This is a genomic window from Amycolatopsis kentuckyensis, assembly GCF_002155975.1.
Taxonomy (GTDB): Bacteria; Actinomycetota; Actinomycetes; order Mycobacteriales; family Pseudonocardiaceae; genus Amycolatopsis; species Amycolatopsis kentuckyensis.
This window is the reverse complement of sequence record NZ_MUMI01000463.1, coordinates 1-19188: the sequence shown is the minus strand read 5'-3', so window position 1 is coordinate 19188 and position 19188 is coordinate 1. Positions and strand designations below refer to the sequence as shown.

At 71.0% G+C, this 19188-nt stretch carries 16 protein-coding genes; 8 read left to right on the top strand and 8 right to left on the bottom strand.

Annotated features, from left to right (window positions below):
• Positions 1-47: 47 nt before the first annotated feature.
• The 4 genes from CCN39_RS37030 to CCN39_RS37015 all read right to left on the bottom strand — a co-directional run bounded on the left by CCN39_RS37030 (position 48) and on the right by CCN39_RS37015 (position 3374).
• Positions 48-908, bottom strand: a complete 861-nt coding sequence (locus CCN39_RS37030; protein ID WP_086850050.1) for an amino acid ABC transporter permease — start codon at positions 906-908, stop codon at positions 48-50.
• A complete protein-coding gene (locus CCN39_RS37025; protein WP_086850048.1) occupies positions 905-1552 on the bottom strand; it encodes an amino acid ABC transporter permease in 648 nt (215 codons plus the stop codon). Before CCN39_RS37025 ends, CCN39_RS37030 begins: the two co-directional genes overlap by 4 nt.
• Positions 1553-1651: 99 nt before the next feature.
• The gene (locus tag CCN39_RS37020) at positions 1652-2578 is read right to left on the bottom strand and encodes a glutamate ABC transporter substrate-binding protein (protein WP_086850046.1); all 927 of its coding nucleotides are present in this window, start codon (positions 2576-2578) and stop codon (positions 1652-1654) included.
• Positions 2579-2645: 67 nt separating this feature from the next.
• A complete protein-coding gene (locus CCN39_RS37015) occupies positions 2646-3374 on the bottom strand; it encodes an amino acid ABC transporter ATP-binding protein (protein WP_208630558.1) in 729 nt (242 codons plus the stop codon).
• A 279-nt stretch (positions 3375-3653) separates the two neighbouring features.
• Here CCN39_RS37015 and CCN39_RS37010 point away from each other — a divergent pair, with 279 nt between their 5' ends.
• Both CCN39_RS37010 and CCN39_RS37005 read left to right on the top strand, forming a co-directional pair.
• Positions 3654-4328 (top strand): response regulator, encoded by a 675-nt coding sequence (locus CCN39_RS37010; protein ID WP_167455293.1) that lies wholly within the window; start codon positions 3654-3656, stop codon positions 4326-4328.
• A gap of 5 nt (positions 4329-4333) precedes the next feature.
• Positions 4334-5731 carry a sensor histidine kinase gene (locus CCN39_RS37005; protein WP_086850039.1) on the top strand — a complete coding sequence of 466 codons (1398 nt, stop codon included), beginning with the start codon at positions 4334-4336 and terminating at the stop codon, positions 5729-5731.
• On the opposite strand, the gene CCN39_RS37000 is transcribed toward CCN39_RS37005, so the two are convergent.
• Positions 5728-6654: a TAXI family TRAP transporter solute-binding subunit gene (locus CCN39_RS37000; RefSeq protein WP_086850037.1), complete on the bottom strand. Its 927-nt coding sequence runs from the start codon at positions 6652-6654 to the stop codon at positions 5728-5730. The two genes, CCN39_RS37005 and CCN39_RS37000, sit on opposite strands and share 4 nt — an antisense overlap.
• Positions 6655-6929: 275 nt before the next feature.
• On the opposite strand from CCN39_RS37000, the gene CCN39_RS36995 reads away from it, so the two are divergent.
• Positions 6930-7508, top strand: coding sequence for a zinc ribbon domain-containing protein (locus CCN39_RS36995; RefSeq protein ID WP_086850036.1), 579 nt, complete (start codon positions 6930-6932; stop codon positions 7506-7508).
• 10 nt (positions 7509-7518) lie between these two features.
• On the opposite strand, the gene CCN39_RS36990 is transcribed toward CCN39_RS36995, so the two are convergent.
• From CCN39_RS36990 to CCN39_RS36980, 3 genes are all read right to left on the bottom strand, one after another.
• Positions 7519-7851 (bottom strand): hypothetical protein, encoded by a 333-nt coding sequence (locus CCN39_RS36990; protein ID WP_086850034.1) that lies wholly within the window; start codon positions 7849-7851, stop codon positions 7519-7521.
• On the bottom strand, positions 7844-9379 hold the full coding sequence (locus CCN39_RS36985; protein ID WP_086850032.1) for an AbeC-like domain-containing protein: 1536 nt from the start codon (positions 9377-9379) through the stop codon (positions 7844-7846). The genes CCN39_RS36990 and CCN39_RS36985 overlap by 8 nt, the downstream gene beginning before the upstream one ends.
• Positions 9380-9690: 311 nt before the next feature.
• Complete coding sequence (locus CCN39_RS36980) at positions 9691-11643, bottom strand: hypothetical protein (protein WP_208630556.1); 1953 nt, start codon at positions 11641-11643, stop codon at positions 9691-9693.
• A gap of 218 nt (positions 11644-11861) precedes the next feature.
• On the opposite strand from CCN39_RS36980, the gene CCN39_RS36975 reads away from it, so the two are divergent.
• The 5 genes from CCN39_RS36975 to CCN39_RS36955 form a co-directional block, all read left to right on the top strand.
• Positions 11862-12962 carry an ROK family protein gene (locus CCN39_RS36975; RefSeq protein ID WP_086850052.1) on the top strand — a complete coding sequence of 367 codons (1101 nt, stop codon included), beginning with the start codon at positions 11862-11864 and terminating at the stop codon, positions 12960-12962.
• A gap of 164 nt (positions 12963-13126) precedes the next feature.
• A complete protein-coding gene (locus CCN39_RS36970) occupies positions 13127-14083 on the top strand; it encodes a carbohydrate ABC transporter permease (protein WP_086850030.1) in 957 nt (318 codons plus the stop codon).
• 10 nt (positions 14084-14093) lie between these two features.
• On the top strand, positions 14094-14942 hold the full coding sequence (locus CCN39_RS36965) for a carbohydrate ABC transporter permease (RefSeq protein WP_086850028.1): 849 nt from the start codon (positions 14094-14096) through the stop codon (positions 14940-14942).
• 27 nt (positions 14943-14969) lie between these two features.
• The gene (locus CCN39_RS36960; protein ID WP_086850026.1) at positions 14970-16283 is read left to right on the top strand and encodes an ABC transporter substrate-binding protein; all 1314 of its coding nucleotides are present in this window, start codon (positions 14970-14972) and stop codon (positions 16281-16283) included.
• A gap of 7 nt (positions 16284-16290) precedes the next feature.
• Positions 16291-19188: glycoside hydrolase family 38 N-terminal domain-containing protein (locus tag CCN39_RS36955; RefSeq protein WP_208630554.1), on the top strand; the 2898-nt coding region annotated here is incomplete at its 3' end.

Below are 19188 nucleotides of genomic sequence, written 5' to 3'. Positions count from 1 at the left end.
CACGACAAGGCCCCCGGGACTGGTCCCGGGGGCCTCGAACGGGTGACTCAGGCCGAAGCGGCCACGAGATCGTCGGCTGCGGAGGGCGGGGCCGCCACGACCTTCTTGTTGCGGCGGTTGCGCCGCTCCAGGTACGTCGCCAGCGCCGTCAGCAGCAAGCACATCACGACGTAGATGCCGGTCGCCACGATCGTCGACGGCACGATCGGCCGCCCGAACGTGCCCTGCGAACCGATGTAGCGCGCGTAGTACAGCAGCTCCTGGAACGTGATGATGAAGCCGAGCGCGGTGTCCTTCAGCAGCACGACCAGCTGGCTGATGATCGTCGGCAGCATCGCCCGGATCGCCTGCGGCAGCAGGACCAGGAACATCACCTGCGTCTTGCGCATGCCCAGCGCGTACGCGGCTTCGCTCTGCCCCTTCGGCAGCGACTGGATGCCCGCGCGGAACACTTCCGCGAGCACCGAGCCGTTGTACAGCGTCAGGCCGAGCACCACGCCGAGGAACGGCGTCGTCGGCACGCCGACGGTCGGCAGGCCGAAGTAGAACAGGAACATCAGGATCAGCGCGGGGATGGCGCGGAAGAACTCCACGACGAACCCGGCGATCCGGCGGATCCACACGTGGTCGGACAGCCGCCCCGCCGCGAAGATCGCGCCGAAGACCAGCGCGAGCACGGCCGCGGCGGCGAACGCTTGGAGCGTCTGGAGCACCGCGTTGAGCAGGTCGCGCTGCACCTGGGCGTACTGCAGCCACTCCCACTTGCGGGCGGTGAACTGGCCGCTGTCGTAGAACCGCCACCCGATGTAGCCGACGAACGCCAGGACCAGGAGCGTCCCGATCACCGCGTACGTGCGGTACCGGAGCCGGGCCTTCGGGCCCGGGACGTCGAACAGCACGTTGCTCATCGGGCCACGCTCCAGCGCTTCTCCAGGCTGCGTTGGACGAACGACAGCACGGTGACCAGGACGATGAAGCCGAGGGCGACCCACAGCAGGCCGATCAGCTGGTTCTCGCCGCGCTCGGACAGGTACGAGCGGATCGCGCCGGCTTCGGCGACCGAGAAACCGGCCGCGATGGTGGTGTTCTTCAGCAGCGCGATCAGGGTGCTGATCAGCGGCGGGACGACCGAGCGCAGCGCCTGCGGCAGCACGACCTGGCCGAGGATCTGGGCGAAGGTGAGCCCCAGCGCCCGGCCCGCCTCGGCCTGGCCGACCGGCACGGTGTTGATGCCCGAGCGCACGACCTCGCAGATGAACGCCGAGGTGTACACGGTCAGGGCGACCACGGCGGCCGGGAAGTAGTCGAGCTTGACGATGTCGAGCAGCGGGTAGGCGAACACGAAGAACGCGAACACCAGGGTGAGCGGGGTGTTCCGGGCGATCGTCACGTACGTCGTGCCGACGGCGCGGAAGACGGGGACCGGGCTGACCCGCAGCATCGCCAGGATCGTGCCCCAGATCAGGCTGCCGATGGCGGAGAGCACGAACAGTTCGATCGTGCGCAGGAAGAACGGACCGAACAGGTCCAGGTTGTTGAGCAGGACGTCCATGGAACCTTCCCCGCGTCCGTTTCTTTCAAGCGGTGGTCAGGTGGTGGATGTGGGAAGGCCGGTGGACCGGGAAACCCGATCCACCGGCCTCGTTTCACGTCAGTACTTCTCGAGGGTCGGCTTGGTGGCGGCCGAACCCGACTTGCCGAGCGTCGCGGCGTAGATCTTGTCCCAGGTGCCGTCGTCCAGCGCCTTCTGCAGGATCTCGTTGACCTTGTCGCGCAGCACCTTGTCGTCCTTGTTGAGGCCGATGCCGTACTTCTCGGTCGAGAACGTCTTGCCGACGACCTTCAGGTTGTCCGGGTCCTGCGCCGCGTAGCCCTTCAGGATCGCGTCGTCGGTCGTGACCGCGTCGACGTCCTTCGACAGCAGCTTCTCGACGCACTGCGAGTACTTCTGGAACTCGACGATGTTGGCCGGCTCGGTCAGGTTCTGCTGCCGGACCTTCTGGATCGGGGTCGAGCCGGTGACCGAGCAGACCTTCTTGCCCTTGAGGGTCTCCGGGCCGGTGATCGAGCTTTCGTCCTTGCGGACGAGCAGGTCCTGGCCGGCGACGAAGTACGGGCCGGCGAAGGAGACCAGCGCCTTGCGCTTGTCGGTGATCGAGTAGGTGCCGACGTAGTAGTTCACGTCGCCGTTCGCGATCGTCTGCTCACGGGCACCGGAGTCGACCGTGCGGAAGGTGATCTTCTCCGGGTCGAAGCCGAGGCCGGCCGAGACGAGCTTCGCGATCTCGATGTCGAAGCCGCCGAACTTGCCGGTCGTCGGGTCCTTCTGGCCGAGGCCGGGCTGGTCGTCCTTGGCGCCGACGGTCAGCGCGCCCGCCGACTTCATCTTGGCGAACACCGGCGAACCCTGCAGGTCGACGCCGGTCGCCACCGGGTACGTCGGCAGCGCCGCGGCGTTCGTGCCGCTCTGGTCGCCCGAGCCCGGCGTGGTCGGCGTGCCTTCCTTGCCGCAGGCGGTCAGCGTGGTCAGCGCCAGGCCGCCGGCGAGCAGTCCCACCGCGAGGGTGCGGATCCTCATGTGAATCTCTCCTGTGTGTCGTCACCCGGACGCCGACGGCGCCGCGGAACGTTCTCAGCGGTTGTTCTCAGTGGGTCAGGATCTTGCCGAGGAAGTCCTTCGCGCGCTCGCTCTTCGGCGCGGTGAAGAACGCTTCCGGCGTCGTGTCCTCGACGATCTCCCCGTCGGCCATGAAGATCACCCGATCGGCTGCCCTCCGGGCGAAGCCCATCTCGTGGGTGACGACCAGCATCGTCATGCCGTCCTTGGCCAGGCCCGTCATCACGTCGAGGACCTCCTGGACCATTTCCGGGTCCAGCGCCGAGGTCGGCTCGTCGAACAGCATGACCTTGGGCCGCATCGCCAGCGCCCGCGCGATGGCGACGCGCTGCTGCTGGCCGCCCGAAAGCTGCGCCGGGTACTTGTCGGCCTGGTTGGCGATGCCGACGCGCTCCAGCAGCTCCATCGCCGTCTTGCGCGCTTCGGCCTGCGAGGTCTTGCGGACCTTCACCGGCGCGAGCATGACGTTCTCGACGATGGTCTTGTGCGCGAACAGGTTGAACGACTGGAACACCATGCCGACGTCGGCCCGCAGCGCGGCCAGCGCCTTGCCCTCGGCGGGCAGCGGGACGCCGTCGACGGCGATCTCGCCCGAGTTGATCGGCTCCAGCCGGTTGATGGCCCGGCACAGGGTCGACTTGCCCGAGCCCGACGGGCCGAGCACCACGACGACCTGGCCGCGAGGCACCTCGAGCGTGATCTCCCTGAGCACGTGCAGGTCGCCGAAGTACTTGTTCACGGCGGACGCCTTGATCATCGGCGCCGCCACCTCCGCGGTCATCTGGCCTCCCGGGTCGTTCGTGCAAATCGGGCATGGGTCACCACGCGATGGGCGAGAACCTACCGTTGTCGTACCGGCTGGCAAGGCCGCTTGAGCAATACTTAGGGTTTCAACTGAGTATCGATGTCCATTTTGGCGGGTGTCCACCCGAGGTCACGGGGAGTCACCGTCCGGGTGGCCGGTGCGGGAGCCGCCCGGAGGTCCTAGAGTTCGCGCTACCGGCCGGTGGAGCAGGTCACCATGGGAGGCGGACGGGTGCGGGTGCTGCTGGTGGAGGACGACGACCGGGTCGCGGGCGCCCTGATCCCGGCGCTCACACGCCGTGGCCTGGCGATCGCCCGGCTGGCCACCGGCGCCGGCGTCCTCGATCGGGTGCACGAGGTCGACGTCGTCCTGCTTGACCTCGGCCTGCCGGACATCGACGGCGTGACGCTGTGCCGCCAGATCCGTGCGGTCAGCGACGTCGCGATCATCGTCGTCTCGGCCCGCGGCGAGGTCGACGACCGGATCCAGGGCCTGCGCGCGGGCGCCGACGACTACCTGGTCAAGCCCTACGACGTCGAGGAGCTGCTCGCCCGGGTCGAGGCCGTGCGCCGCCGCCGTGGCGAGCACCCCGCCGCCGAGCCGGTGGTGATCCGGGTCGGGGACGTCACCGTCGACGTCTCCCGGCACGAGGTACTGGTCGGCGGCAAGGCGGTGGCGCTCTCCCGCAAGGAGTTCCAGGTGCTGGCGCTGGTGGCGGGCGCGCGCGGCGCGGTGTGCTCGCGTGAGCACGTGCTCACCGAGGTGTGGGGCCACCGCGGCGCGGCGGAGAGCCGTTCGCTGGACGTCCACGTCGCGACGCTGCGGACGAAGCTGGGCCGCCCGGCGCTGATCGAGACCGTCCGCGGGGTCGGGTACCGGCTCGGCGGCCAGGTCCCCCGGAGCTGAGGGGCGTGCGCGTCCGGCTGCAGGGCATCGTGCTGACGCTGGTGGCGTTGCTCGTGTTCGGCCTGGGCATCCCGCTGGCCAGGAGCATCGCCGCCGGCGCGCAGCAGGACCTGTTCCTGGACCGGCTGACCGACACGGCCCGGTTCGCGTCGCTGGCGCAGCGGCCGCTGCTGGACAACAAGCCGGGGCTGATCGAGCCCGACCTGCTCCGCTACACCGAGGTGTACGGCGTCCAGGCGGCGGTCGTCAACCAGGACGGCAAGCTGTTCGCCTCTTCGCTCACCGGGCCCGCCGCGCGGATCGACCTGAAGGACGAGCGGATCAGCGGGCCGGTCCACGAGGCGCTCGCCGGCCGCCGGTCCCAGCCCACGGGGGTGCTGATGCCGTGGGATTCGACGCCGCTCGTGCTCGCCGAACCGGTGCTCGCCGACGGCGAGGTGCACGGCGCGGTGCTCACCGTGTCCGACACCGGCACCGAGCGGGCGGACGTGCTCTGGTGGTGGCTGCTGCTCGCCGCGGGCGGGATCCTCGCGTTCACGCTCGCGCTGGCCGTGGCGATCCCGGTGGTCCGCTGGATCCTGCGGCCGGTGCACCGGCTCGACGACGCGACCGGTGCGCTGGTGGCGTCGGTGGTGAGCGGCCGGGAGGCCGAGCCGGTGGGGGAGAGCGGCGGGCCGCCGGAGCTGCGGCAGCTCGGCCGCTCGTTCGACCGGATGGCGTCGAGCGTCTCGGGCGCGCTGGCGGCACAACGCGCGTTCGTCGCCGACGCGTCCCACCAGCTGCGCAACCCGCTGACGGCGCTGAAGATCCGGCTCGGCAACCTCGAAGGCCACGTCGACGACGAGCCGGCGGCGGCCGACCTGGAAGCCGCGCGGGTCGACGCGGGCCGGCTGCACCAGATCCTGGACGGCCTGCTGTCGATGGCCCGCGCCGAGGCCTCCGGCGGCGAGCTGGACCCGGTGGTGCTGGACGAGGTCGTGGCCGACCGCGTCGCGGACTGGGGAGTGGTCGGCGAGGCCCGCGACGTCCGGCTGGTCGTGGAGACGTCTGGCGACGGCGCGCGGGTGTGCATGCCACCGCGCGGCGCGGAGACGATCCTGGACGCGCTGCTGGACAACGCGCTGAAGTTCACCGCGGCGGGCACGGAGATCCGGATCGCGGTGGTCCGGGAGGACGACCGGGTGCGGCTGTCGGTGCGTGACCACGGGCCGGGGCTGCGGCCGGATGAGCTCGATCGGGCGCTGGACCGGTTCTGGCGCAGTCCGGCGCACCAGAACGTGCCGGGGTCCGGGCTGGGGCTGGCGATCGTGAGTGAGATCGTCGCGCACTCGGATGGGGAGCTGGAGCTGGATCTGCCCGAGGGCGGGGGGCTGCGGATCGCGATGGTGTTCCCGGTCGCCTAGGTCTTCTGCGCCCGGTAGTACCGCAGCGCGCCCGGGTGGAGCGGGACCGGCTGGGTCTCGATGCCCGGGTGGACGTCGATCGATAGGGCCGCCGGGTTGGCGCTCGCGAGCTGGCGGCGGGCGTCGAACAGGCCGCGGACCAGGGCCTCCGCCACGTCGTCGGGCATCGACTTGGGGACCACCAGGAAGTTCGGCACCAGCAGCGTCGTCACCGGGAGGGGCTGGCTGTACGTGCTCGCCGGGATCGTCGCGGTGCTGTAGACCTGGTTCAGCGTCTGCAGCTTCGGCAGCACGTCGGCGAGGTCGAGCAGGCGCACCCGGCTCCGGATGTCCGCTTCCGCCAGTTTCGGCGTGGGCAGCCCGCCGGACCAGAAGAACGCGTCGACCTCGTGGTTCAGCAGCGCGCCGACGGACTCGTCGAGGCCGCGGGGGGTCGTGCTGACCGAGTCCTGCAGCCCGACCGCGACGAGCAGCCACGTGGCGATGAACTCGACGCCGGACTGCGGTGAGCCGATCGCGACCCGGTGGCCGCTCAGCTGGGACACCGACCGGATGTCGGAGTCGGCCCGGACGACGATGTGCAGGTAGTCGTCGTGGATCCGGGCGAGCGCGGCGAAGTCGGGATGGGCCTGGTACCGGCTCGCGGCGACATCGGCCGCGACGAACGCGACGTCGGCCTGGCGGGCGAGCACCTTCGCGACGTTGTCGGGCGAGCCCTGGGTCTGCAGCACCTGCGGCCGTTCGATGCCCAGATCGGCCTGCCAGGCGGAGGCGAGGGGCTGAGCGAGCTTGTAGTAGACGCCGCCGGAGTTGCCCGCGGCGATCCGCAGCTTGAGCTCACCGAACTCGGCGGTGCAGGCGGTGAGCACCAGCAGCAGGGCGGCCGCCATCGCGAGTCCGCGGGTCCACCGGCTGCCGGTCACGGGCTGATCGTGCCAGACTCCGCGGCCCGTTGCCCGGGTGCCCGGGAATTCCGGTCCGGAAATGCGCGAAACGACGGCGAAGATCGTATTTCCGGCCGGCGTTCTTCTGGTTCCGGTTGTAACAGGCCGCGACGCGACGCGGACTTAAGACCATGAGCTCCTGCACGGCGTGCGAACGAGAACTCAGCCCCGAGGCGCGATTCTGCGGAACCTGCGGAACGCCGGTCGATCCGCTTTCCCCGGCGCCCACCACCGCACCGCCGTCGCGGAATGTCATGATTCCGTTGGTGGCCGGGGGAGTGGTGGTGGTGCTGATCACCGCGGCGGCCGTGGTCTTCGCGGTCTCGCGCTCGAAGGAGACGGCCGCCCCCGCGGCGCAGCAGACGCCCGAGCCGGTCATCGTCCCCACGCAGGAATGGGCACCGACGACGACGGACTCGACCTGGACGATGCCGGCGCCGGTCACCCCGAGCACCACGGTCACCGAGGCCGATGTGCGGGGCCAGGTCGCGCACGACCACGCCGTCGCGGAAGGCCTGGTCGGCAGCTGGGTTCCGCAGCTGTCGTCGAAAGGCGTCGGCTTGGTGGTCCGGGGCACGACCTACGACTACCCCGACATCATGGAAGACTTCCGGCGGCTGCAGGCCAGTTACCCGGACGCCGTCATGGTCGACTCGGGCGACTACAAGAACTTCTCCCGCAAGGGTTTCTTCGTCACCCTGAAGGCGGAAACCTTCGGCAGTGCCGACGAGGCCAACGCCTGGTGCGACCGGCAGGGCTTCGCGCCGGAGGACTGCCACGCCGGCCGGCTCACCCACACGGGCGGACCGGCCGGCAACTCCAAGCAGCGTTGACGGTGTGGCGTCAGCCGAAGAGCTTGGCGATGAGCTCGGTGATCTTCGTCAGCGGCTCGGAGATCGCCCCGACGACGGTCGTGACGGTCTGCCAGCGGTTCGCGACGACTGTGCCGCGCGGGGTGTCCCGCCGGAGTTCTTCTTCGATCTTCCCGAGTTCGGCACGGACCTCGTCGCGGTCCGCTTCGGGTGCGGCGGCGACGACGTCCGGCCGCGCCGCGGCGAGAGCGGCCAGCAGATCCGCCACCGACAGCTCCGGCCCGGACTGGTGGTAGACGCGGGCGTGCGAGCCGACGGCGCTGCCGCTGACCTGCGCGCCGCGCAGGTCGAACCGGTCACCCATCTCGTTTCTCCTTCGTGGTCTTGGTGCGGCCGCCGGCGCTGCTGTGCGTGCCGACGGCCGAGTCGACGAGGGTGCTGCCCCGCAGGTCGTACGAGTTGTGCACCGGGTCGGCCAGCTTGGTGAACTCGACGACGGAGTAGCCGCGTTCCTGGAGGTAGGCGCCGACCGCGCGGAACAGCGTCGAGTCGAGGATCCGCACGTACCGTTCCACGTCGACGTCCTGGAAGTAGCTCTGCACCCGGTCGGCCTGGGCCAGTTCGCGCAGGCTCCGGTCGGCCCCGTACTTGGCGGGCACGATCTCGCCGGGTCGCTGCGGCAGGGCCTTGAAGGAGCGGAACACCCGCGCGGCGCGCCGGAGGACCGTCGCCGGCAGCAGGCACAGTTCGGCGGCGGCGTTCCGCAGCGGGCCGAGGACCGGCGCGCGGTGCTGGTCGATGGTCCGGTACCGCGGATCGATCGGCAGCAGGGCGAGGAACTGCCATTCGAGGAAGAGCATCCGCTGGTTCGTGCCGACGTGGAGGTAGCACGACGTGGTCAGGTCGCGGTCCCAGGATTCGATGCGGTAGCAGCGGTAGTACCGCGCCCACTCGACGGAGGCGTCGGCGAGGTTGCGCGCTGCTTCCGGGTCGAGCTGCGCGGCCGGCCGCTCGTTCAAGCCGGGCAGCGCATCGGGCACCGCCTGCGGATCGGCCACGAGCCGGTCCGCCGGGATCAGGACCTGTTCGTGCAGCGTCAGGTCTTCGAGGCGCCGGCCGGGGCCCAACGACGACTTCCCGCGCAGCCGCCCCACCGCCTCGCTCACCTGGTCCTGCAGCTCCATGACGCTGATGGTGGCGGGTTTTCCGGTGTCGTCGGCAGGTTCCAGCGGCAGGGTGATCACCTGCTGGTGCACCGGGATCCCGGCTCCGACGAACGGCGAGAACCCGCGGTGCACGACGACGTCGACCTTGCCGGGGTGCCGGGCCAGCTCCTGCTCCACCCGGGCGATGTCGCCCAGCGGCCCGGAGAACTGGTCCTGCCCGAGCCCGCGCAGCCGCCGTTCCCGTTCGTCGCCGCTCATGACCCGGTTGGGGACGAAGGTGTTCGCGCGGAACCGGTCGAAGACCAGGAAGTGCACGGCGAACTCGTCGACGGTGAGCACGCCGGCGATCAGCAGCACGGCGACGACCGGGAGGACGAGCGTGGCCACGCCCACCCCGGCGCCCGCGGCCGAAGCCGCGGTCGACCCGAACCCCGGCGAGCCGGCCTCGGAGCCCAGCATCGCCGCCAGCCCGAGGCCGAACACGCCGAGCGCGGCCAGCGGTACGAGGACGAAGAGGAGGAGCACGCCGACGAGCACGCCGCCCCGCTTGCCGAGCTCCCTCCGCCCGAGGGTGACGGTCAGCCCCACCGCGACCACCAGCCACGAGAAGAACACCACCGGGTTCAGGACGAGCAGCACCAGTTGCAGCACCAGCAGTACGCCGTCGCGGATGCGCCGTCGTGCCCGGGCGGCCACGGCTTCGCGCAGCACGGCGGTGGTGTCCACGCCGGGCGTCTGCGGAAGGGCGCGAAAAGGCTCGACAAGGAATTCCTTGATCGCCGTGTCGGCGAATTTCTCGCTGAGCTGCGCCGCCGCGCAGAGGTAGCGCGTCGTGGCGTCCCGTTTGGCCAGGGAAGCGCCACAACGCTGGCAGTATTTGTCACCGGCTTGATTGACGGACCGGCAGCGGCCGCAATGCCGGCTCCGTTCGGCCTCGACACCGACAGCCATGGAATTCCTTTCCGGTCCGACCCCACCCGGGAGTCGTCCGGCCGGCGGTGCCGCGTTACAGAATCGCGCGGTTCACCGGGCAGCGGTCACGGCCTCGCCGTCAGCCGGAGGGTCGGTTCCCCGTCCGCATCGCCCGCGGGGTCGCCGACGACCAGCGAGAAGCCCGGCGTCTCGAGGACCAGGCCCTCGGCCGACTCGTGGAGCCCGACCGTGAACGGGACGTCGTCAAGAGGCCCGTACCGGACCGCGAAGACCGATGAGCCCGCCGGTGACGAGGGGAGGGGGCCCGCCAGGACGTGGTTCGTGTCCGTCACCCGGTGCCAGCCCGCGTCCGGGTTTCCGTAGCCGCGGGGGTCGTCGGCCAGGGAGAACGCCAGTTGCTCCTGGGTCAGCGCGAGCGTCTCCGGGCTGCTGAAGCTCGTGCGGCCCGCCGGGGGGTTGACCACCCGCAACGACGCCGCCGACGTGATGGCCAGGCTGCCCGCGAGGAGCGTGCCGTCCGTGGGCAGCTCCGCGCCCGGCGTGCTCAGGTCGAACGGCGCCCCGCCCGGCGGCGCCACCGTGACGATCTTGCGCTGGCCCGCTTCCGTTTCCTCGATGTACGGCAGCCCGGCGAGGAATTCGCAGCCGGCCGCCGGGACCACCGCGACCAGCGTCACCCGCCGCTCCTCGGTCACGCACACCTGCTGCACGCTCAGCATCACCTGGTCCCGGGTGACCACCGCCTTGGTCACCAGCCGGGCGGCGACGTCGCCGTCCCGGGCGTCGCGGACGCGCAGGGGGCCCAGCGCGCGGGTGAGCAGCGTGCGGCCCAGGACCGGGCCGATGCCGTGCTGGCCCGCCACGACGGACTCGATCACCGCGGCCCGGCTCGCGTCGATCAGGTACGGGGTGTGGCTGCCCGTCCAGGACACGGACGCGGCGCGGTGGCGCAGCGAATACGACGTCGTGACCGGGAACGCCGGCGTTCGGTGCCAGGTGCTGCCGTCCTGGTACAGCCAGACCGTCGTGAACGCGAAGTGCCCGCTCGGCGCGCCGGTCCGGGCCAGGGGGTAGTACGGGACGCGGCGGTCGGCCAGGTAGCGGCCGAGGTCGGTCTTCAGGTGCGCGCTGAAGTAGCGGAGGCCCAGCAGGCCTTCGGCGCCGCAGTGCTGCTCGCTGTAGCGGGGGCCGCCGTAGTCGAAGCCGCGGGCCGACAGGCGGGAGTCGAGGTGGCGGGCGATCTCCGCGCCGTCGTCGAGGAACAGCCGGTCGGCCGTCACCCGGTGGGCCTGGGCCAGGAAGGACAGCGAGATCGGCAGGTAGTTCTGGTCGTGGCCGGCGCCGTGCTCGGCCGGCAGCGCGAAGCCGCGGTCGGTCACCCGGGACGGCCGGATCACGTCCGTGTACAGCCGCATGGCCGCCGTCGTGACGCGGTTGCCTTCGCGGTTGCGGGACACCCTGTCGAGGTGACGGCCGAGCATCAGGCCCGCCACGATCGCGCCGAGGGCCTGGTTGCCCGTCTGCTGGGGGTTGAACATGCTCGCTTCGGTCAGCCACCGCCAGTACCCGAGCGCCAGCTCGGTCACGGCGGCGTACTGCTCTTCGGTGAGCAGGCCTTCGCCGAGTTCCAGGACGTTGACCGCGTGCAGCATCGCCCACACCGTGCTCGGCCAGTCGCCGAAGGGGTGTTCGCCTTCTCCGGGCATGTACCGCGCGTACGGCAGGCCACTGTGGCGGACCCGCAGGAACGGCTCGCCGGGGTTGTCGGTGCGGAACACCCGGTGCGCCAGGAAGAAGTCCCAGCCCCGGCGCACCGCGCCGGTGAGCGCCGGGTCGCCGGCCGCGCCGCGCCGCCACGCCAGGCAGAGGAGGGAGAGCACGCCGAGGCCCATGTCGCCGAGGTCGTCGTCGGCCGCGGGGTCCTCGAAGTTGCCGTCCGGCTGCTGCGCGGCGAGCGCGTCGGCGGCCGCGGCGGCCAGGACGGCGTCGAGGCGGGCGGGGTCGTCGGGCAGGTCGTGCGAGCTCGCGTGCTGGCTCGGCAGCAGGATCGGATCCATCCGCTTCGCAGCCTCCCTGCCGTCCTGGGCACCGGACCGGTCGACGTGGTCGGGAAAGCGCTTTCCGGAGCCTTGCCCTTGGTGGACCGGAAAAACGATGATGCGGCTGGGACCCGCACTTGGTTAAGTAGTAAACAAACGAACCCGCACGTTGTCAACGGGCCGGACCGGGGACGGCGGGCGTTCGACAGTTTCACTTCGGCGAAAGCAGGGTGCAGATGGCGAAATCGGGCATCGGTGACCGGGCCGGCGAGGTCTTCGCCGCGCTGGCGGCCGCCGGCCAGGCCACCCGTCCGCAGCTCGCGGTGGCCTGCGGGCTGTCGAAGCCCACGGTCTCCCTGGTGATGGCGGAGCTGGAGGCCGCGGGGCTCGCCGAGCGCAGCGGCAGCTCGTCCGGCGCCACCGGGCGGACCGCGGCGGTCTACCGGCTGGGCCCGCGGGCCGGGTACGTGCTGGCGGTCGACCGCGGCTCGACGCAGGTGGCGTTGCGGGCGACCACCCTCGGCGGGGAGCTCCTCGACGAAGACCAGACGTCGAGACCCGCTTCCGCGGCCGCCATGGTGAAAGCCGTGCTCCGCCGCGGAAGCGCCCGTGGTCCGCTTCGTGCCGTGGTGGTCGCGGTGTCCGAAGTGGTCTCCCCGCCCGGCCGCGGCGAGCCGGCGACCATGGCGCGGGTCCGGGATGCCGTGGCGGCGCTCGGGTTGCCCGGCGGCACGGCCGTGCACACCGAGAACAACGTCAACTGCGCGGCCATCGCCGAACTGGCCGAAGGGGCGGGCAAGGACCACGACAGCTTCGTGTTCCTGCAGGTCGGCGTGGCGATCGGGGCGGGTGTGGTGCTCGGGCGCCGGCTCGTGCGCGGGGCGAGCGGCGCGGCGGGGGAGGTCGCCCGCCTGGCCTACCCGTGGGCGGACGACCGGCCGCCGGTCCGGGACGCGCTGGAAGCGCGGCTCGGTTCGCGGGAGCTGCTGCGCCGCGCCCGGGAACGCCGCCCGGACCCGGCGCCGAAGACGGCCGCCGCGCTGTTCGCGCTGGCGGAGAAGGGCGACCCGGTGGCGCTCGGGATCGTCGCGGAACACGCCGAAGCCGTGGGCAACCTGGCCGCGTCGATCTGCGCGGTCGTCGACCCCGGCCTGGTCGTCCTCGGTGGCGGGGTGGGGCGGAACAGGCTGCTCCGGCCCGGCGTCGCCGCCACTGTCGAGCGGCTGAGCTGGCCGACCGAAGTCGTGGTGAGCGAGCTGGGGGCGCGCGCGACCGTGCTGGGCGCCGCGCACCTGGCCAGGGAGAAGGGCATCCGCGCGGTGCTGGAGGAGGGGTGAACGAGTCGTTGACAGCGGCGGAGCGGGCTGCCTAGAGTGCCGAGAAAGCGCTTCCAGCTCCCTGGGACGGAACCACTGGAACCGCGTGCGTCGGAAGAAGTGCCACGGCAGCAGCCCCGTTTCCGGAGCGTTGCCGGTCCACGCCGGAGTCCCGGGAGCAGACGATGTCAGCCGAAGCCGCAACGCACCCTGTCGAAGCCGGGATCCGGCCGGCGGCGAAGACCGCGCCTGCCCGGCGTCGCCGGAAACGCCACAAGGACAACCTGGCGGCGTACCTCTTCCTGTCACCGTGGTTCCTCGGGATCTTCGGGTTCGTCCTGCTGCCGATGGCGTACTCGCTGTACCTGTCGCTGACGAAGTTCGACCTGCTGAGCCCACCCCAGTGGGTGGGCTTCGACAACTACCTGGCGATGTGGCAGGACGAGAAGTTCCTCCACTCGGTCAAGGTCACGCTCACCTACGTCGTCGCCTCGGTGCCGCTGAAGCTCGCCGCCGCGCTCGTCGTCGCCGCGGTGCTGAACCGGGGCCTGCGCGCGCTGGGCTTCTACCGCTCGGTCTTCTACCTGCCGTCGCTGCTCGGCGCGAGCGTCGCGGTGTCGGTGATGTGGCGCCAGATCTTTTCGCAGCAGGGCCTGCTCAACCAGGTGCTCGGGATCTTCGGCATCCGCGGCGCGGACTGGATCGGCGACCCGCGGTTCGCGCTGTGGACCCTGGTCCTGCTCTCGGGCTGGCAGTTCGGCACCCCGATGCTGATCTTCCTCGCCGGGCTGAAACAGATCCCGAAGGAGCTGTACGAGGCCGCGGAGCTCGACGGCGCCGGCCGGATCCGGATGTTCTTCCGGATCACCGTGCCGATGCTGTCCCCGGTGATCTTCTTCAACCTGGTCCTGGAGACGATCAACGCGTTCCAGACGTTCACCCCGGCCTACGTCGTCAGCGGCGGGCTCGGCGGGCCGATCGACTCGACCATGCTGTACACGCTCTACCTCTACCGCAAGGGGTTCTCGAGCCTCCAGATGGGCTACGCCTCGGCGATGGCGTGGGTCCTGTTCGTGGTGATCGGCCTCTTCACCGCGCTCTACTTCGCGTCTTCACGGCGCTGGGTCACCTACGCGGACTGAAAGGACCGGAATGGCCGTCAACGTCAAGACACCGGCGAAGATCCACTGGCGCGCGCACACGGTGCTGCTCGCCGCGGTCGTCGTGATGATCTACCCGCTGGTGTGGCTGGTCGGGGCTTCCTTCAAACCCGAGAACCAGATCTTCAGCACGCTCGACCCCATCCCGTGGCACTTCACCTTGGAGAACTACCTCGGCGGCTGGACGGCGACGGGCACGTCGTTCACCGTCTACCTCGCGAACTCCGCGACCATCGCGCTCTGCGTGGTGATCGGCAACATCGCGTCCTGCTCGCTCGCCGCCTACGCGTTCGCCCGGCTCGACTTCGCCTTCCGCAAGATCTGGTTCGGGCTGATGCTCGGCACGCTGATGCTGCCGTTCCAGGCCACGATGATCCCGCAGTACACGATCTTCTACAAACTCAACTGGATCAACACGTTCCTGCCGCTGGTGGTCCCGCAGCTGCTCGCCTGCGACAGTTTCTTCATCTTCCTCATGGTCCAGTTCATCCGGGGCATTCCCCGCGAACTGGACGAAGCGGCGGCCATCGACGGCGCCGGGCACGCCCGCGTCTTCTTCTCGGTGATCCTCCCGCTGCTGCGCCCGGCCCTGCTGACCACCGGCGTCCTGACGTTCATCTGGACGTTCAACGACTTCCTCCGCCAGCTGGTCTACCTGTCCGACAAATCGCGGTACACGGTCCCGCTGGGTCTCAACTCCTTCATCGACCGGGCGAGCGGGTCCAGCTACGGCGGAATGCTCGCGATGTCGGTCGTCACCCTCGTGCCCACCGTCGCGGTGTTCCTGATCTGCCAGAAACGCCTGGTCGACGGCGTCGCCAACACCGGCATCAAAGGCTGAACCCCAACAGCAGAAAGTGAGTCCGTCATGGCACAGCACCTGTCCAGGAGGGGGTTCCTCGGGATCGCCGGGGCGGGGGTGGCCTCCGCCGCGCTCGCCGGCTGCGGTTTCGCGCCGCCCAGCAACAGCGGATCCGGCGGCGGGAACAACGCCCTGACCTTCCGCTGGTGGGGCGGCAACGCCCGCAACGACGCCTACCAGAAGGCGGTGAAGATCTTCACCGACAAGACCGGGATCGCCGTCACCACGCAGTACTCCGGCTACGACGGGTACTTCGACAAGCTGAACACCGAGTTCGCCGGCGGCAACCCGCCCGACATCTTCCAGATGGACACCGCGCTCGTCAGCACCTACGCCGGGCGGAACGTGCTCACCGACCTGGGCACCTACGTCCCCGGCACGATCGGGCTGGACACCCTCTACGCGCCGCTGCGCACGGCGGGCACCGTCAAGGGCAAGACCTACGGCGTCCCCTCCGGCTCCGGCAACGCCCCGGTGCTCTTCGACAAGACGGTCTTCGACCAGCTCAAGATCACGCCGCCGACCAGCGACTGGACGTGGCAGGACTTCGGCACCCTGGCCGGCGAGATCTCCAAGGCGTGGGGCCCGAACAAGTACGGCGCGCTGGACGCGTCGAAGGACGACTCGGGCGCGCTGCAGCCGTGGCTGCGCCAGCGCGGCAAGGACCTCTACACCCCCGACCAGACCCTCGGGTTCGGTCCCGAGGACCTGACCGAGTGGTTCACCTTCTGGGACGGCCTGCGCAAGTCCGGCGCGATCTGCCCGCCGACGCTGCTGAGCAACACCGACGCGGCGACCGGCAACCACCCGCTGATCACCGGGCAGATCGCGATGACCACCGGCTGGGGCCTGGCCCAGATGCAGCCGCTGACCCAGCACGAGCTCAAGCTGGTCGTCGTGCCCCGCGCGAACGGCAAGACCGGCCAGGCGCTGTCCGGCGGCGTCCTGCTGTGCATCCCGGTGAAGAGCAAGAACCCGGAAGGCGCGGCGAAGCTGATCAACTTCTTCCTCAACGACGACGACGCGATCAAGACGATGAAGCTGCAGCGCGGGCTGCCGCCGTCGGACAAGGCGAAGAACCTCCTCGCGCCGACCGCCACCGCTCCCGAGAAGGCGGACATGGACTTCGGCGAGTACGTGGCCGCCCAGGTCGCCAAGGACGGCCTGCCCACCGCGCCGACCGCGCCGCCGGGCTACGGCGACGTCAAGACGGCGCTCGACTCGGCGGCCAAGCAGATCGCCTTCGGCAAGATGTCGATCGCGGCCGGCGTGACCCAGTTCTTCAGCGACGCCAAGAACGCCCTCGCCAACGCGAAGTAGGAGAACTGTGCGCATCGACGCCGTCCGCGGCACCGATCTGTTCGTCGGCTCCGCGGCCGCGGCCCGCCAAGTCGTCAGGGTGACGATGAGCGGGCCGCGGGCGCCGGTGCGGATCCGGGTCGAGGGCAAGCGGGTGTTCACGCCCGAACCGGTCACCGCCGACGTTCACCCGGACGGCGTGACCGTCGAGGTCGGCGTGGTCTTCCAGGCGCCGGAAGGCTCCGGACACCGGGTCACCGTGGTCGCCGAGTCGGCCGGGCAGCGCGTCACCGCCGAAGCCGATCTCGTCGTCGCGGAGACCGGCTGGACGATGTGGATGGTGTCGCACTTCCACTACGACCCGGTCTGGTGGAACACCCAGGCCGGCTTCACCGACACCTGGCTGGACCTGCCGCTGGCGCAGGAGAAGCGGATGCAGTTCCAGCGGTCGGCGTTCGACCTCGTCCGCGCGCACCTGGAAGCCGCCCGCGACGACGAGGACTACCGGTTCGTCCTGGCCGAGGTCGACTACCTCAAACCGCACTGGGACGCCTTCCCCGGCGACCGCCACGACCTGCGGCGGTTCCTCCGCGACGGCCGGATCGAGCTGGTGGGCGGCAACTACAACGAGGCCAACACGAACCTGACCCACCCGGAGTCGACGATCCGCAACGCCGTCTACGGGGTCGGCTACCAGCGGGACGTCCTCGGCGGCGACCCGCGTTCGGCGTGGATGCTCGACGTGTTCGGCCACGACCCGGCCTACCCCGGGCTGATGGCCGACGCCGGCCTGGAGTCGAGCGCGTGGGCACGCGGCCCGTGGCACCACGTCGGGGCGAAGCGGCACACCGGCGACATCGGCCGGATGCAGTTCCCGTCGGAGTTCGAGTGGATTTCGCCGAGCGGGCGGGGGCTGCTGACCGCCTACATGGCCGACCACTACGTCGCCGGGTGGGGCATCGAACGCCAGGACACCCTCGAAGAGGCGATGGCGGAGGCCTACCGGCAGTTCAGCACGCTGCGGCAGGTGGCCGCCACGCGCAACGTGCTGCTGCCGGTCGGGCACGACCACAACATCCCGTCGCGGTTCTGCACCGAGATCCACCGCGCCTGGAACGCCCGGTACGCCTGGCCGCGGTTCGTCGTCGGCCTGCCCCGGGACTTCTTCGCCGCGGTCCGCGCGGACGCGGCGGCGCGCGGCACGGCGATCAGCGTGCAGACCCGGGACATGAACCCGGTCTACACCGGCAAGGACGTCTCCTACATCGACACCAAGCAGGCCCAGCGCGCGGCGGAGGTGGCGGTGCTCGACGGCGAGCGGGCGGCCACCCTCGCCGCCCTGCTCGGGGCGCTCTACCCCCACGAAGCCCTCGACAAGGCCTGGCGGCAGCTGGTCTACGGCGCCCACCACGACGCGATCACCGGCACCGAATCCGACCAGGTCTACCTCGACCTCCTCACCGGCTGGCGCGAAGCGGCCGAACGCGGCGGCGAGGTCCTGGACGGCGCGATCGCCGAGCTCGCCCGCCACGCCGACACGACCGGAGACGGCGTGGCCGTCTTCGTGCTCAACACGCTGTCCTGGACCCGCGATGCGATCACGTCGGTGACCGTGACGCCGGGGACCGAGGGCGTGCGAGTGGTCGATCCGGACGGCCGTCCGGTCCCCGCCGTCACCGACGCGGTCGTGCGCCACCCCGACGGGTCACTCGCCGAGGTCACACTCACCTTCCTCGCCACGGCGGTGCCCGCACTCGGCTACCGGGTCTACCGGGTCGTCGACGCGGCCACCGTGCCGCCCGGCTGGACGGCCCGGTCGGGTCCGCCGTCCATCGAAAACGACGTCTTCGCGGTCGAAGCCGACCCGGTGCGCGGGGGTGCCCTCAACCGCGTCCAGGACCGGCGAAGCGGCCGGGAACTGCTGCGGGACGGCGGGCTCGCCGCCGGGCTGGCGGTCCAGGACGAGCACGCCGAGCACCCGGTGTGGGGCGAGGGACCGTGGCACCTGCTGCCGAAGGGACCCGGCCACGGCCCGGGCGCGGCGGACGTCGTCGCCGAGACCAGCCCGCTGGGGGAGCGGCTCGTCGCGACGACCTCCCTGGACGGCCTGCGGATCACCCAGCGCACGACGCTGTGGCGCGGAGTGTCCCGAGTGGACGTCCGGACCGACGTCGACGGGTCGCTCGGCCAGGACCGGCTGCTGCGCGCCCGCTTCGACTTCGCCATCCCCGGCGCCCTGCCGGTGGCCGAGGTCGGCTTCGGCGCGATCGGCCGGTCCTTCGGCTTCCCCGACGTCGACGCGGCGGAACACCTGTGGACGCTGGACACGCCGGCCCACACCTGGGCCGGGCTGTCGGCGACCGCCCGCGTCGCGCTCGTCCGCGCCGACGGCACCCGGACCGCGCACGCCATCGGCGTCGCCGAAGTCGTCGAGCCCCTCACCCCCGGACTGGAGGTCCGGGCCCTGGTCGCGGCCTTGGCCGCGAAGGGCGTGACGGCGACCTGCACCCGCCCCGGCGGCCCGCGCTACGGCGCCCTCGACGCCGACTCGAACCTGCCCGACGTCCGGATCGTCGTCGGCGCGGACAACCCGTACGCCGCCGAAGTCCTCGCTTCCGCCGACCCCGGCTACCGGGACGCCCTGGAACGCCACGGCCGGGTGTTCGTCCCGGCGACCCGGACCCGGCGCGAAGCCTGGGTGCCCGACGCCGACCTGCGCGGCCTCCGGGACCTGCCGGTGGTGATCCTCGACGACGTCAAGGCCGCCGTCGCCGAACTGCGCGCGGAAGCCACCCTCGACGTGCGGGTTCCCGACGGGCTGGGGAGCACCGCCGAGCCGGCCGACAGCTACTCCGTCGCGGTCGTCAACCACGGCACGCCCGGGTTCGTCGTCGATCCGGGCGGCACGCTGCACCTGTCGCTGATG

Coding starts and splice junctions, on each gene's coding strand:
- CCN39_RS37030 (WP_086850050.1), bottom strand. CDS start 908: ATGAGCAACGTGCTGTTCGACGTCCCGGGCCCGAAGGCCCGGCTCCGG.
- CCN39_RS37025 (WP_086850048.1), bottom strand. CDS start 1,552: ATGGACGTCCTGCTCAACAACCTGGACCTGTTCGGTCCGTTCTTCCTG.
- CCN39_RS37020 (WP_086850046.1), bottom strand. CDS start 2,578: ATGAGGATCCGCACCCTCGCGGTGGGACTGCTCGCCGGCGGCCTGGCG.
- CCN39_RS37015 (WP_208630558.1), bottom strand. CDS start 3,374: ATGATCAAGGCGTCCGCCGTGAACAAGTACTTCGGCGACCTGCACGTG.
- CCN39_RS36995 (WP_086850036.1), top strand. CDS start 6,930: ATGATTCCGTTGGTGGCCGGGGGAGTGGTGGTGGTGCTGATCACCGCG.
- CCN39_RS36990 (WP_086850034.1), bottom strand. CDS start 7,851: ATGGGTGACCGGTTCGACCTGCGCGGCGCGCAGGTCAGCGGCAGCGCC.
- CCN39_RS36980 (WP_208630556.1), bottom strand. CDS start 11,643: ATGGATCCGATCCTGCTGCCGAGCCAGCACGCGAGCTCGCACGACCTG.
- CCN39_RS36975 (WP_086850052.1), top strand. CDS start 11,862: ATGGCGAAATCGGGCATCGGTGACCGGGCCGGCGAGGTCTTCGCCGCG.
- CCN39_RS36970 (WP_086850030.1), top strand. CDS start 13,127: ATGTCAGCCGAAGCCGCAACGCACCCTGTCGAAGCCGGGATCCGGCCG.
- CCN39_RS36965 (WP_086850028.1), top strand. CDS start 14,094: ATGGCCGTCAACGTCAAGACACCGGCGAAGATCCACTGGCGCGCGCAC.
- CCN39_RS36960 (WP_086850026.1), top strand. CDS start 14,970: ATGGCACAGCACCTGTCCAGGAGGGGGTTCCTCGGGATCGCCGGGGCG.